This window comes from Saccharopolyspora gloriosae, from assembly GCF_022828475.1.
Taxonomy (GTDB): Bacteria; Actinomycetota; Actinomycetes; order Mycobacteriales; family Pseudonocardiaceae; genus Saccharopolyspora_C; species Saccharopolyspora_C gloriosae_A.
The window spans coordinates 441,878-455,406 of the sequence record NZ_CP059557.1; the positions used below are offsets into that span (position 1 = coordinate 441,878).

The window sequence follows — 13,529 nt, forward strand, 5'->3', positions numbered from 1 at the left end:
CCTCAGGGCGAGATCAGGGTGATCACGGGTTGATGCATTGCAGGACGTCGGTACCGATGATCGAGCAATCGGAGCCGTCCGGGCTCACGGTCATCTCCTGGCCGTGCGCGCTGATCACCGGTGCGCCGTGTCCTTCGAGCGCGAAGTCGAAGCGCTGGCCGGGCTGGAGGCTGTTGCCGTACTCCTGGTCGTCCTGCGCGACCGTCACCTCCTGCACCGACGCGGTCTCGTTGCGGACGATCAGGGTGCCGGTCTTCTCGGGCGCGGTCGCCGCGTCCCGAGCGGGCTCTGCCGCCGAGCCGAACGCGGTGGTCGCACCGAGCGCGCCGCCTGCGACGGCGGTGGCCAGGGCGATGGCGATCATGAGCGGCCGCTTCTGCTTGCTCTTCTGAGTGGACATGCTTTTCCTCCTTGCCCCGGGTGACGCGGGTCGCCCGGTGATCGGTGATGTCTTGCGCGGCGCTGGAAGCGCTTCGTCCCCACCAGCACTGGGGCGAAACCGTAGCACCAAAACACTAGTTGTCTAGTGAAAGCTGTATGGTGGGCGTCGACCTTCGGGGACCGGGCGCCTGACGTGCCGGTTCGCGGAGGCGTGAGCGAATCGATGTCGAAGGAGCATGTGATGGCGCAGTGGATCGCCGGGGCATCCCCCGGAGCGGATCGCGGGGCGGGAAAAGAAGGGCGCACGGCGGGCTGCCGCGCCCGTGCGGCCGAAGTCGGCGGCACGGGCCTCCCTCGCCGGACGGCCGTGCCGGTCGATCGCCGATTCGGCTCCGCGGCGGCAACGGTGCCTGCCCGGTGCTCGCGCAACGTGGTGGAGGTGCGCTCATGATCTGGGTCGCGTATCGGGGCCAGCGCACGCAATTGCTCGTGCTGGGCGGACTGCTGTTGATCGGTGGAGTGCTGGTGGCGTTGCTGCATTTCAGCCAGGCCGCCTACATCGGTTCGCACGACCTGCTGGAGAGGTGCCTGGGCCTGCCCCGGTTCCCGATGGAATGCATGCGGCCGGTGAACGCCTTCCAGGATCAGTACTACGACCTGATGAAGTCCGCGGAGCTGGTGCTCATCGCTGCGCCCGCGCTGATCGGGGTCTTCTCCGCCGCCCCGTTGTTCTCCCGCGACCTGGAGCGCGGGACGCACGTCCTGCCGTTGACCCAATCGGTGAGCCGGAGTCGCTGGCTGTTCACGAAGACGGCCGTCTCCGCGCTGCCCGCGGTCGTGGTCGTGTCGGTCCTGAGCTGGTCGGTGCGCGGATCGGTCGGTTCGGTGGGAAATGCCGGACCCGACACGGAAGGGAGCTTCTCCTTCATCGCTTTCGACAACGGCGGTGTGCTCCCGGCCGTGTACACGATCTTCGCATTCGCGTTGGGCGTGTTCGCGGGAGTCTTGACCAAGCGCGTCGTGCCGGCGATGGCGATCACCTTGGCCGGTTTCGCATTGTCGCGGTGGCTCGTCGTGGAACTGCTGCGTCAGCCGATCGCGAATGTGGTGGCGGGACGCGAGGGCGGTCGCTACTACTCCACGCTCATGAGCACGGAGCATTTCTGGCCCATGCAGCTCGTCGAATCTGCGCTGTTCCTCGCCGTCGCCGCCCTGCTGCTGGCGGGTGCGGTACGACTGCTGCGCGACCGTGTTTCGTGAATGGAGCCGGCCCGTCCCGCAGCCCGGGTATCTACGCTATTTGCGTAGTGAAATGTTATGGTCCTGGCTGTGATCGAATTCCGGATCGACCGGCGATCCGGAGTGGCCACCTACATGCAGATCGTCCAGCAGACCCGGCAGGCCCTCCGGCTGGGTCTGCTCGCGCCCGGGGATCGGCTGCCGACCGCCAAGGACGTCGTGGAGGCCACCGCGATCAATCCGAACACCGTGCTCAAGGCCTACCGGGAGCTGGAGCACGAAGGCCTGGTCGAGGGCAAACGAGGCGTCGGAACGTTCGTGCGGAAGTCGTTGGCCACCACCCAGACCGCGGCGGACTCCCCGCTGCGTCGAGAGCTGGCCGGATGGATGGACCGGGCGCGGCACGCCGGCCTGGATCGCGACGATGTTGATGCCCTTTACGCGGACGTCCGCGACGAGAGATATCCGCACACCACGAATTAGGCAGGACGCCCTGATGCCCTTCGACTCCGAGCAGCCCGCGCTGCACGCCGACCGGATCAGCAAGCGGTTCCGCGGGGCCTGGGCGCTTCGCGACGCCACTTTCAGTCTTCCCCGTGGTTCGGTCACCGCGCTGGTGGGTGCCAACGGCGCGGGCAAGAGCACCTTGCTGTCCATCGCGGCCGGGCTGATGCCGCCTTCCGAAGGCGAGATGCGCATCCTCGGCGGGCCGGTGCACCGGCGCATGCACCCCGCCGCCGCGTTCCTCGCGCAGCACAAGCCGCTCTACGACACGTTCACGGTCGGCGAGCACCTCCGGCTGGGGCGGAAGCTCAACGAACGCTGGAACCAGCGGACCGCGCAGGACCTGTTGGAGCGGCACCGGATCCGGGCGGACGTCCGGGCGGGCGGGCTCTCGACAGGACAACGGGCGCAGGTCGGACTCGCGCTGGCGCTGGCCCGCGAACCGGACGTGCTCCTGCTCGACGAACCCGCGGCAGCACTGGACCCGCTGGCGCGAGACGACCTGTACCGCACTCTCATGACCGATGTCGCGCAGCGCGGCACCACTGTGCTGCTGTCCTCGCACCAGCTCCAGGACCTGCATGACCTGTGCGACCACCTCGTGCTGCTCGACCGCGGAAGCGTGCGGCTGGCAGGGGAGATCGACGAGCTCCTCGACGAGCACCGCGTCCTGATCGGGTCGGCGACGACCGAGGTGCCCGTCCCGGCGGACGCGCTCGTCCACGAACGCCGTGTCGAACGGCAGGCGACGCTGCTCGTGCGAGGCGGGGATTCGCCTCCTGACGGGTGGGCGGTCGAGGCCCCCACTTTGGAGAGCCTCGTCCTCGGGTACCTGAACTCCGGCCGGGACCTGGCCGAGCGCGATCGAGCCGAGGTCGCCGGCGGACGACGATGAGTGCTGCGCCACCGGCGCAAGCCCTCGGGCTCAGCGGATGCGGAGGCGCTCGGTGCGGACGAAGTTGATCGTGTAGCTCTTCCACGGCTCGTTGCCCAGCGTCTGGTCGATCGCGGCGCGCGCGTGCAGCGCGTTCTCCACCAGCGAGCTGGCCAGCAGTTCCGTGGCGGGCGCCCCGGTGGACTGGATGTCCGGGATCTTCGCCGTGCTGCGTCCGCTGAGCAGCTGGTCCACCGCCTTGAGCGCGGGCACCGCGACGGCCCGTTCGTTCTCGGGCCGGAACGCCAGCGTCGCCACGTCCTGGCGCAGCGCGTCCAGGGCGATGGCCGCCGCCCGCGTCGCGTGCTTGTCCTCATCGGACTCCGGGTCGTCCAGCAGCGCCGGCATGCCCAACAGGTCCTGGGTGCGGCGCAGCGCCAGCACGTGCGCGGACCGCATCGCGGCGTGCACCTCGTGGCCCTGGCCTGCGGCGCGGACGCTGCGCAGCAGTTCGGACACGGCCCACACGGTGGAGCGGGTGGCGCCGCGCACGTCGGGGACCATGCTGCTGGGCAGCACGATGAAGCTGATGTAGCCGACACCGAGCGCGATGGCGGCGCCGACGGCCGTGTTGGACGCGAAGCTGATCGCGATGTTCGCCAGCGGCCGATCCAGCCGCATCGCCTGGTCGACCACGGTCACGACGATCAGCGAGCTCAGCAGCACCTGGTAGTCGGTGCGCAGCCGCTCCACCCCGAGCAGCATTCCCGCGACCACGACCGGGACCAGCAGGTAGACGCCGGGCAGCAGCGTGATCAGCGCGGCCAGCACGACCACACCGAGCACGGCGCCGCCGGTGCGTTCCAGCGCGCCGTTCATGCTGTCGCGGGCGGCGGGCGCGAGCACCACGTACAGCGCCAGCAGCAGCGTCGAGGCCGACGGGTCGTGCAGCAGCAGCACGATGACCATGCCGACGCCGACGGCGAGGGTGCAGCGCAGCGCGTGCCGGAACAGCGAGGAGCGCAGCGACAGGTGAGCCTTGATGCCGCCGACGGCCCGCTGGCGGCGGCCACCGGGCGCGGGCGGGCTGGCCGCGGCCTCGGTGCGCTGCACGACGGCACCGCGGATGCGGTCGAGTCCCTCGTTCATGCCGCGCACCGCTTCGGGCAGGTCCTGACGTCCGCCGCCTGCGACGACGGCCTGCGCCGGGTCGACGCGGGCCATCGCGGGCAGCCCGCTGCAGGCGCGGGAGCGCACGGCGCGGGCGAGTTCGGCGGCGACGAGGTCCGCTTCGACGACGATGCGGTGCAGGCGTTCCGCTTCGATCCGGTCCGCCTGCTGGGCTTGGGCGAGCAGCGTTTCGCGCGCCGCGCGGAACCGGGCCGCACCGGCGAGCACCTGGCCGAGCCAGGTGATCGAACCGTCCGCGCGCCACGCGCTCGCGGCGATCTCCAGCACGCCGGGTCCGGGTTCGATCAGGGTGCGGCCCACGGCGTGGCGGGTGGCGCGAGTGGGGTCGCCGATGCCGATGAGCACTCGCAGGACCAGCGCGAACACGGCGCCCGCGCCGGTGGACAGGAACAGCATCCACGCGGGCTGTCCGGCGCCGATGCCGGTGGTGGTGGCGACGAGGGTGGCGGCGGCGAAGGTCTGGCCGCTGACCCGGTACTGCTCGCCGAGCGCGGGCAGCATGCCGGAACCGAACACGACGATCGCGACCAGCAGCCCGGCCAGCACCGGAATCCCGTCCAGCAGCGGCCCGACCGCCATCACCAGCACCAGCGCGGGACCGAACCAGGAGAACCGGTGCAGGTCGGAGCGCAGTGATTGGCCACCGGCGGCCACCAGCGCGAACACGGCGGTGAGCCCGCCGATGAGCGCGGGGGTGCGCAGGTCGAGCAGCCAGCCGACGGCGGTGGCGGCCACCGTGGTGACGAGCACCGCCATCGCGTACTGGCGTTGTCTGAGGTCGGGTGCACCGGCCTCGGTGTTCAGCCCGGCGATCAGCCGGTTCTTCATGGTCGTCCACCCGGGTGCTGCCACGGCGGTCGCTTCGCTCCTGACGTTCTTGTTGCGGTGCGGAATGGGCGCGGCGCGCGCGCCACCGTTCGCAGATGCCGACCGGTGGGGGCTGCCGATGCCTCACGCTTTATGTCGACGAAACCCGCCTTGTGAGTTACCCATCGGGGCAAAAATCACCCGATCCGGTAACTCAAGTCTCGTTTTCGGCGTGTTTCGTGTCCGTCTCGCCACTCGTCTGACCGGCAGGCTCACCGGCTGCCGTGCAGGCCAGGTCAGAGCGAGCGCGGGCTCACCCGCCAGAACGTCGACACCGGACCCACGCCGGAGCCGAGCGGATAGGCGTGCTCGACGCTGCGCGTCACGAAACGCTTGCCCGCTGCGACGGCGTCCGGCATCGGCGCGCCTTTCGCCAGCGCCGCCGTGATCGCCGACGCGAACACGTCGCCCGCGCCGTGCGTGTGCGCCGTCGAATAGCGCGGGCCGGGCAGCGGAATCGCGTCGGTGCCGTTGAACAGCAGGTCCACGCACTCCGGGTCGTCGAGCAGGTGACCGCTCTTGATCAACACCCAGTCGGGGCCGAAGTCGTGGATCGCTTTCGCCGCGTCCAGCAGGTCGTCCCGGCTGCGCGCCTCCAAGCCGGTGAGCAGCCGGACCTCGTCGAGGTTCGGCGTCACCAGCGTCGCCCGCGGAAAGGCGTGCGTGCGCAGGGCTTCGAGGGCGTCCGGCCGCAGCAGCGGCTCCCCGCTGCGGGAGGCGGCGACGGGATCGACGACGAACGGGGTGCGGCCGGTGCGGCCGATGCCGTGCTCGTCGCAGGCCGCGAGGACCGCTTCGATCGTCGCGGCGGACGACAGGACTCCGGTCTTCGCCGCGTCCACGCCGATGTCGGAGGCGACGGCGGCGATCTGCGCGGCGACGGTCTCCGGCGGGATCTCCACGAGTCCGGTGACGCCGACGGTGTTCTGCACGGTCACCGCGGTCACGGCCGTCATGCCGTGCACGCCGCAGGAGAAGAAGGCCCGCAGGTCCGCGTGCATGCCCGCGCTGCCGCCGGAGTCCGACCCGGCGATGGTCAGCGCCGTCGGCGGCGCCTTGTCGTGCGCGGGTTGTTGCAGGTGGGCGGGTGTCTCGTGCATCCGGCCCATGCTACGACCCCTCCTCACCACCGATCCGCCCCATGCGGAACCTGCCACCGAGCAACCCCGAAGCACCCCGCACCGGCAAGTGAGTGAACGGACCGTTCGTCCAACTAGATGGGGCAAACGGTCCGTTCACTTCACTCCGCACGTGATCGGCGCGGCGCCGTTTCGGGGGGAGTGAACGGACCGTTCGTCCAATCCGGTTGGTCAAACGGTCCGTTCACTTCGATCAGTTCACGATCGGGAGGTAGACCTCGCCGCCGGAGTCCGTGAACTGCTCGGACTTCTCGCGCATGCCTTCTTCGATGGCTTCGACGCTGGTGAGGCCGCGTTCCTCGGCGTACTTGCGCACGTCCTGGGTGATCTTCATGGAGCAGAACTTCGGCCCGCACATCGAGCAGAAGTGCGCGGTCTTCGCGGGTTCCGCGGGCAGCGTCTGGTCGTGGTACGCCTTCGCGGTGTCGGGGTCGAGCGCCAGGTGGAACTGGTCGGTCCAGCGGAATTCGAAGCGCGCCTTCGACAGCGCGTCGTCCCATTCCTGCGCCCGGGGATGCCCCTTGGCGAGGTCACCGGCGTGCGCGGCGATCTTGTATGTGATCACACCGGTCTTCACGTCGTCCCGGTCGGGCAGTCCGAGGTGCTCCTTCGGCGTGACGTAGCAGAGCATCGCCGTCCCGGCCTGCGCGATCATGGCCGCGCCGATGCCGGAGGTGATGTGGTCGTAGGCCGGTGCGATGTCGGTGGTCAGCGGCCCCAGCGTGTAGAACGGCGCCTCGTCGCACAGTTCCTCTTCCAGCCGCACGTTCTCGGCGATCTTGTGCATCGGCACGTGGCCGGGGCCTTCGATCATCACCTGCACGTCGTGCTCGCGGGCGATCCGCGTGAGTTCGCCGAGCGTCTCCAGTTCGGCGAACTGGGCGCGGTCGTTGGCGTCGGCGATGGAACCGGGCCGCAGGCCGTCGCCGAGGGAGAAGGTGACGTCGTACTCGCGCAGGATCTCGCACAGTTCGGAGAAGTGCGTGTACAGGAAGCTCTCCCGATGGTGCGCCAGGCACCACGCGGCCATGATCGAGCCGCCGCGGGAGACGATGCCGGTGACGCGCTGCGCGGTCAGCGGCACGTACCGCAGCAGGACTCCGGCGTGCACGGTCATGTAGTCGACGCCCTGCTCGCACTGCTCGATCACGGTGTCCCGGTAGATCTCCCAGGTCAGCCCGGCCGGGTCGCCGTTGACCTTCTCCAGCGCCTGGTAGATCGGCACGGTGCCGACCGGCACCGGAGAGTTGCGCAGGATGCGTTCGCGAGTCTCGTGGATCCGCTTTCCGGTGGACAGGTCCATGATCGTGTCGGCACCCCAGCGGGCCGCCCACACCATCTTCTCGACCTCTTCTTCCACCGAGGAGGTCACCGCCGAGTTGCCGATGTTCGCGTTGACCTTCACCAGGAACTTCTTCCCGATGATCATCGGTTCGCTCTCGGGGTGGCGGTGGCTGGCGGGCAGCACCGCGCGGCCGCGGGCGATCTCGTCGCGCACCAGCTCGGCGGGGAGGTCTTCGCGGGCGGCGACGAACTCCATCTCGCGGGTGATCACGCCCGCTTTCGCCCAGGCCAGCTGGGTCCGGTGCTCGCCGGACCAGTCGGCGCGAGTCCGGGGGAGTCCACTGTGGACGTCGATGGTCGCGTCGTCGTCGGTGTACGGCCCGGAGGTGTCGTAGACGTCGAGGTGCTCGCCGTTGCTCAGCTCGATCCGGCGGGCGGGCACCCGCAGGCCACCGACCTCGCGGTGCACCTTGCGCGAGCCGCTGATCGGCCCGGTGGTCACACCGGTCCCGGTGGCATTCGAGTCCTCGGTGGACAGGGAAGGACGCACGTCGGCCATGGCCGTTCACTCCCTACGCCGGCATTATCCGGTCAGGTTCAGGCGGTCGGCGGCCCCGGATCGGATGATCCAGCCGCCCTCTCAGCCCGCTTCTCGGTGCGAGCTCCCGCGATCAGTTGTCGGCGCCGAGGCTAGCCCCGGCGCGGTGTCCTGCCAAGCCCCGATCCGAGCCGATGACGGCGAGGTGGATCAGGGATAGGCTGCCTAGCAGGGAAAATGAACTCTTGTCAGACCTGGAGGTTACAGTGCGCGACGACACCAATACAGGAGGTGACCGCGCTGTGAGTGCTGCCCCGGTGCTCCAGGAATCGTCCTGGGAGACGTTCGTCGAGGTCTGGAACCGCCTCGACCTCCCCGAAGGCTGGCGCGCGGAGATCATCGAAGAAAGGATCGTGACGTCCCCGCCGCCAGGATCGAATCACAACTTGATCGCGGATTCGGTCACGCGGTCCTGCTACGCAGTGATTCCGCGAGAGCTCGTGATCTTCCAGACCGTCGGCATGTTCTTGCCGCGATCCGGCGGTTTGTGCGTCCCCGATCTAGTCGTCATCGAGCGGGAACAGGTCGGCGATGGCTCTAGTGGTATTTCCGCCGAAGACGCCCTGCTCGCCGCGGAGATCACCTCGAAGAGCAACGCCGACACCGACCGCGACGCCAAGCACCGGGCGTACGCCCAGGCGGGCATCCCGCTCTACCTGCTCATCGACCGCTTCGCGCCGCGCTGGCCCACCGTCACGCTGTTCTCCGAACCCGACGGCGACGCTTATCGGGAATCGCACGCGGTTCCGTTCGGCAAGCCGATCGAATTGCCGTCGCCGTTCGACGTCACGTTGGAAACGGAGGAGTTCCCGCGCTGAGCTGGATCATTCCTCGTCGGCGAACGGGTCCCCTTCGACCGCCGGGTCCCAGGACAATCCGGGAACTCCCCAGCCGTTGCGCTTGACCGCTTTCTTCGCCTGCCGCGCGTTGCGCCCGATGAGGCGGCTCAAGTACAGGTACCCGTCCAAGTGGTCGGTTTCGTGCTGCAGGCAGCGGGCGAAGAACCCGGTGCCCTCCACCTCGACCGGCGAGCCGTCCACGTCGAATCCGGTGACCTTCGCCCAGCTCGCCCGGCCGGTCGGGAACGCCTCGCCGGGCACTGAAAGGCAGCCTTCCCAGTCGTCGTCCGGGTCCGGCATCGTTTCCGGGATCGCGCTCGTTTCCAGCACGGGATTGACCACCACGCCCCGGTGCCGCACGCCCTCGTCGTCCGGGCAGTCGTAGACGAACACCCGGAGGTCGACGCCGATCTGGGTGGCGGCGAGGCCTGCGCCGTTGGCGGCAGTGTTCGTCTCGAACATGTCGTCGACCAGGGTGCGCAGCGCGTCGTCGAACTGCTCCACGGGGCGGGTGGGGTGGTGCAGAACCGGGTCGCCCACGATGCGGATCGGGTGAACAGCCATGCGGCGGAGGGTATCGCTACGCCGGTGCGGGAGTCCCGGGTGTGCCCGTCGGCGCCGCGCACGACGCCCATCGGAGTGATCTTGGCGGGGCCGTGCGTGGATCTCCGCCGCGGGCGTGTTGGCCGCGCACGGCGCCCGGGTGCGCGTGATGTAATGGGCGGGGAATCACACGCGTGTGATTCCGGCGAACGCGGGGATCCCCGGATCGCGACGCGAGGAGCCAGATGGACGCCGCTCAGATGCTGACCGTGCACGAGATTGCCCGGCAGTGCGAGGAATTGGCGCGTACCGCCGGGCGCGAAGCGGAACCGGAGCCGGCGCCGGACAGGCACCTGCGACCGGTCGACCCGCCCACCGAGCCGCTGCCGCGAGTTCCGGCCGAACCGTCCACAACGGACACTCCGGTGCCCGCGCAGCGCGATTCCGGTGCCGATCGGGAACTCGGTGATCGCGAACTGAGCATCCTCGCGTTCGAACGGCAGTGGTGGAAAGGCGCGGGCAGCAAGGAACGGGCCATCCGCGAACTGTTCGACATGTCCGGCACCCGGTACTACCAGCTGCTGAACAACCTGTTGGACGACCCGGCGGCGGCCAGGGTGGATCCGATGCTGATCAAACGTTTGCGCAAGGTGCGGGCGAGTCGGCAGCGTGCCCGGCAGGCCCGCCGACTGGGAATCGAGTGGCACTGATGACTTCCGGGGAACCCCCGACCAGCCCGTCCGCCGCGAAGATCGGCGGTTTCGCCCTCGTCGGAGTGGGCGCGCTATCGGCCGTGTTCGGCTTCGCGACGATGGTCTCCGGCGGGTCCGATGACGCCGCCGCGCCGCCGGTCGATCAGCAGCAGACGGCGGCGCCGCTACCGCCGTTGCCCCCCGCCACCTCCGAGCAGCCGCCCCCGTCGTCGGCGTCCGCACCGCCGCCCGCCGCCACCGAGCCGCCGCGGACGCCGGACCCCGAGCCGCAGGCTCCGCCGGTGAACCAGCCGCGCCCGGAAGCACCGGACGCCGAGCACGGGCGGCAGCACATCGTCGTGCGGGTCTACAACAACAGCACCGTGAAGGGCTTGGCGCACCGCGCCGCCGACGACTTCCGCAGCGTCGGCTACGACGTGCCGGAGGTCGGCAACTACGCGCGCGGCACCATTCCCACGACGACCGTCTACTACCGCCCGGGCACCGCCGAGGAAGCGCAGGCCAAGGAGGTCGCGGCCGCGTTCCAGGCTCGCGCGGAGCCTCGGTTCGAGGGTGTCGGCGATGCTAGCCCGGGAGTGATCGCCATCATCACCAACGATTACAAGGGTCTTGGTAAGGGTGGGAAGTAACTCCGCCGGTCGTTTTGCTTGGGTGGTCGGGTGGCGGAACCTCAGTGAGCCTCTCGCTGCGGGATCTTTTTCCCTAGTGGCTCCGCCACGAGGGAAAAAGCTGTCCTCGCGAGAGGCTCACTGAGAACCCGCCGGTGGTCGTTTTCTTGACGTGGGCTATGTGCTTCGCACATACAGGCACGGCCTTCGGCCGCAAGGCAGGCGGGGCTTCGCCCGCCCTTCGCGGACTTCGCCGCCAACAGCACGGCTACGCCGCAAGGCACGGCCTACGCCGCCAACTGCACGGCTTCGCCGCAAGGCACGGCCTTTGGCCGCGAGGCGCGGTTTCGTCGGAAGGCGCGGTTTTGCCGTGAGGCACGGTTTCGTCGTGGGGCGTGGTTTTGTTCGCGGATTTGGCTTTGCCGTGGCGTGTGGTTCGGCGATGTGGGGGTGAAGGTGCCGGATTTCGGGTCAGTGGCGGGATTCGGCGTAGGACTCCAGGGCCGCGAGTTGGGCGGGGTCCAGTGAGGGGCGGACTGCTCGGCGGGCGGCGGTCAGGTGCGCTGCCGAGACTTCGGCGGCGTCCAGGGACTCGCGCATCGCGGTGAGGGCGGCCTCGCGGATCAGGGCCGCGCAGTCGGCGGCCGAGTAGCCGTCCAGTTCCGCTGCCAGCGCCGTCAAGTCCACATCGGACGTGAACGGGGTGTTCCTCGCCGCGGAGCGCAGGATCTCGGTCCGCGCGTGCTCGTCCGGCGGCGGCACGTACACCAGCCGTTCCAGCCTGCCCGGGCGCAACAACGCCGGATCGACCAGTTCGGGGCGGTTCGTCGCGCCGAGCACCACCACGTCCCGCAACGGCTCCACGCCGTCGAGTTCGGTGAGCAGTGCCGCCACCACCCGGTCGCCCACCCCGGAATCGCTGGACTGGCCACGGCGCGGTGCCAGCGCATCGACCTCGTCGAGGAAGATCAGCGAGGGCGCGGCGTTGGCCGCGCGGAGGAACAGTTCGCGCACGGCCCGTTCGGATTCGCCGACGAACTTGTCCATCAGCTCGGCGCCCTTCACGGAGAGCACGTTGAGCCGTCCGCTGCCCGCGAGCGCCCGGATCAGGAACGTCTTGCCGCAGCCCGGCGGCCCGTACAGCAGCACGCCGCGCGGCGGTTCCACGCCGAGCCGGGTGAACGAGTCCGGGTAGCGCAGCGGCCACAGCACCGTCTCCGTGAGCGACTGCTTGACGTCGACCATGTTGCCCACGTCGTCCAGGGTGAGCCCGCCGGTCTGCAAATCGTCCGAAGTGGACATCGAGATGGGGCGCACCGAGGCGAGCGCTTCGACCAGGTCGTGCTGGGCGATGGACGGTTCCGCCGCCCCGTCGCGGTGCCGCAGCGCGGCGCGCACCGCGGATTCCCGGCACAGTGCCACCAGGTCCGCCGCCACGAAGCCAGGTGTCCGCTCGGCGAGCTCGCCCAGTTCCACACCGGCGGCCAGCGGCGCGTTGCGCAGCAGCACCCGCAGCAGTTCGACGCGGGTCGCCGCGTCGGGGAGCCCGATGGTCAGTTCCCGGTCGATCCGGTCGGTTTCGCGCAGCCTGGGGTCCACGGACTGGGGTTGCGCGCTGGTGACCACGACCGCCAGCCGCTCGGAGTCCATCGCGGCGGTGAGCGCGTCGAGCGCGACGGTCGCCAGCGGCGGCGGTTCGGCGGCGGGCAGCAGGCTGTCCGCGTCGGTGAGCAGCAGCACGCAGTTGCGGCCGTCGGCGGCGATGCTCGTCGCCCGGTTGAGGGATTCCTGGAGTCGTCGGGCGGCGCCGCGGGATTCGAGCGCGGCGATGCTGGGCGCGTTGACCTCGACGAGTTCCGCCGACACCGACGCCGCCACCGAGCGCACCAGGGTCGCCTTGCCGACACCGGACGGGCCGCTGATCAGAACGCCGAGCCGTGCGGTCGCTCCGAGGCGCTGCAGCAGTTCCGGTTGCTCGAACGACAACCGGAGCCATTCGGTGAGCCGGTTCGCGGTGTCGCGCGCTCCGGCGAGGTCGCTGACGGGAATCGGGGGTTCGGAGTGCGGTGCTTCCCGGATCGGTGCTGCGGAGCCGAATTCCTCCGGTTCGGCCGCCGCCGCGGGCTCCGGTGCTCCTGAATTCGGCGTGCCCGATTCCGGTGTGGGGGCGCCGCGCCAATTGACCACAGTGGACGGCTGCACGGTGACGGCGCCGTCCGGATCGGTGGCGGCGATGGTGATCAGCTCGTTGGTCCAGGTCATGCCGATCGACGCGGACAGCCTGCTGCGCACCTGCCCGGCGTGCGCCGCCGTCGACGGCGCGAGGTCCTGCGGCAGCAGCGAAACCGTGTCGCCCGGCCGGAAGACTTTGCCGGTCAACGCCAGCCTGATCACCTCCGGCGGCGCTGTCGCGGTGGCGAGCCGGGAACCGGCGACCGTCACCCGGCGCGCGGGCGCCGCCCGGACCGGAGCGACGCCGACCTCGGCGCCTTCGCCCAGTCCGAGGTTCGTCAGAGCCACGTCGTCGACGAGCACCACCCCCGCCGGGCTGCCCCGGTCGGTGGCGGCGGCCAACGCCACGGTGACCCGAGCCCCGGTGAGCGCCACCGCGTCCCACGGCCGCAGCCCCAGCGCGTCGAGCACTTCCGGATGCAACCGCACCACACCACGACGAGTGTCGGCGGCGGACGGCGAAAGGCGAACGGTCAACGTCAAAGACGACACCCCACGACCCTAGCCGTAGTCGTTC

The 13,529-nt window shown here is 69.9% G+C and carries 12 protein-coding genes and 1 riboswitch; of the genes, 6 read left to right on the forward strand and 6 right to left on the reverse strand.

Translation table 11 applies throughout. The features are described 5' to 3' along the window. Nucleotides 1–22 precede the first annotated feature (22 nt). Nucleotides 23–400: a hypothetical protein gene (locus tag H2Q94_RS01925; RefSeq protein WP_243791353.1), complete on the reverse strand. Its 378-nt coding sequence runs from the start codon at nt 398–400 to the stop codon at nt 23–25. Between the two features lie 428 nt (nt 401–828). On the opposite strand from H2Q94_RS01925, the gene H2Q94_RS01930 reads away from it, so the two are divergent. The 3 genes from H2Q94_RS01930 to H2Q94_RS01940 all read left to right on the forward strand — a co-directional run bounded on the left by H2Q94_RS01930 (nt 829) and on the right by H2Q94_RS01940 (nt 3,019). Then, nucleotides 829–1,641 carry a hypothetical protein gene (locus H2Q94_RS01930; RefSeq protein ID WP_243791356.1) on the forward strand — a complete coding sequence of 271 codons (813 nt, stop codon included), beginning with the start codon at nt 829–831 and terminating at the stop codon, nt 1,639–1,641. A 69-nt stretch (nt 1,642–1,710) separates the two neighbouring features. Next, nucleotides 1,711–2,103: a GntR family transcriptional regulator gene (locus H2Q94_RS01935; RefSeq protein ID WP_243791358.1), complete on the forward strand. Its 393-nt coding sequence runs from the start codon at nt 1,711–1,713 to the stop codon at nt 2,101–2,103. A 13-nt stretch (nt 2,104–2,116) separates the two neighbouring features. Beyond that, the gene (locus H2Q94_RS01940; protein WP_243791360.1) at nt 2,117–3,019 is read left to right on the forward strand and encodes an ABC transporter ATP-binding protein; all 903 of its coding nucleotides are present in this window, start codon (nt 2,117–2,119) and stop codon (nt 3,017–3,019) included. A 30-nt stretch (nt 3,020–3,049) separates the two neighbouring features. On the opposite strand, the gene H2Q94_RS01945 is transcribed toward H2Q94_RS01940, so the two are convergent. The 3 genes from H2Q94_RS01945 to thiC all read right to left on the reverse strand — a co-directional run bounded on the left by H2Q94_RS01945 (nt 3,050) and on the right by thiC (nt 8,038). Further along, nucleotides 3,050–5,041 (reverse strand): FUSC family protein, encoded by a 1,992-nt coding sequence (locus H2Q94_RS01945; RefSeq protein WP_243791362.1) that lies wholly within the window; start codon nt 5,039–5,041, stop codon nt 3,050–3,052. Nucleotides 5,042–5,292: 251 nt separating this feature from the next. Further along, nucleotides 5,293–6,156, reverse strand: coding sequence for a bifunctional hydroxymethylpyrimidine kinase/phosphomethylpyrimidine kinase (thiD, locus tag H2Q94_RS01950; RefSeq protein ID WP_243791364.1), 864 nt, complete (start codon nt 6,154–6,156; stop codon nt 5,293–5,295). Between the two features lie 232 nt (nt 6,157–6,388). Further along, nucleotides 6,389–8,038 (reverse strand): phosphomethylpyrimidine synthase ThiC, encoded by a 1,650-nt coding sequence (gene thiC / locus H2Q94_RS01955; protein ID WP_243791366.1) that lies wholly within the window; start codon nt 8,036–8,038, stop codon nt 6,389–6,391. Continuing rightward, nucleotides 8,032–8,158, reverse strand: a riboswitch (TPP riboswitch). Its footprint overlaps the gene before it by 7 nt. Before the next feature lie 125 nt (nt 8,159–8,283). On the opposite strand from thiC, the gene H2Q94_RS01960 reads away from it, so the two are divergent. Beyond that, entirely contained in the window at nt 8,284–8,895 is a 612-nt protein-coding gene (locus H2Q94_RS01960) for a Uma2 family endonuclease (RefSeq protein WP_243791368.1), read from the forward strand. A gap of 6 nt (nt 8,896–8,901) precedes the next feature. Here the strand turns inward: H2Q94_RS01960 and H2Q94_RS01965 are convergent, their stop codons facing one another. Continuing rightward, complete coding sequence (locus H2Q94_RS01965; protein WP_243791370.1) at nt 8,902–9,480, reverse strand: peptide deformylase; 579 nt, start codon at nt 9,478–9,480, stop codon at nt 8,902–8,904. Between the two features lie 404 nt (nt 9,481–9,884). Here H2Q94_RS01965 and H2Q94_RS01970 point away from each other — a divergent pair, with 404 nt between their 5' ends. Both H2Q94_RS01970 and H2Q94_RS01975 read left to right on the forward strand, forming a co-directional pair. Further along, nucleotides 9,885–10,169 (forward strand): DUF3263 domain-containing protein, encoded by a 285-nt coding sequence (locus H2Q94_RS01970; RefSeq protein ID WP_243795477.1) that lies wholly within the window; start codon nt 9,885–9,887, stop codon nt 10,167–10,169. Beyond that, the gene (locus tag H2Q94_RS01975; protein ID WP_243791372.1) at nt 10,169–10,801 is read left to right on the forward strand and encodes a LytR C-terminal domain-containing protein; all 633 of its coding nucleotides are present in this window, start codon (nt 10,169–10,171) and stop codon (nt 10,799–10,801) included. Before H2Q94_RS01970 ends, H2Q94_RS01975 begins: the two co-directional genes overlap by 1 nt. A gap of 450 nt (nt 10,802–11,251) precedes the next feature. Here the strand turns inward: H2Q94_RS01975 and H2Q94_RS01980 are convergent, their stop codons facing one another. Next, on the reverse strand, nt 11,252–13,504 hold the full coding sequence (locus H2Q94_RS01980) for an AAA family ATPase (protein WP_243791375.1): 2,253 nt from the start codon (nt 13,502–13,504) through the stop codon (nt 11,252–11,254). Between the last annotated feature and the right edge of the window lie 25 nt (nt 13,505–13,529).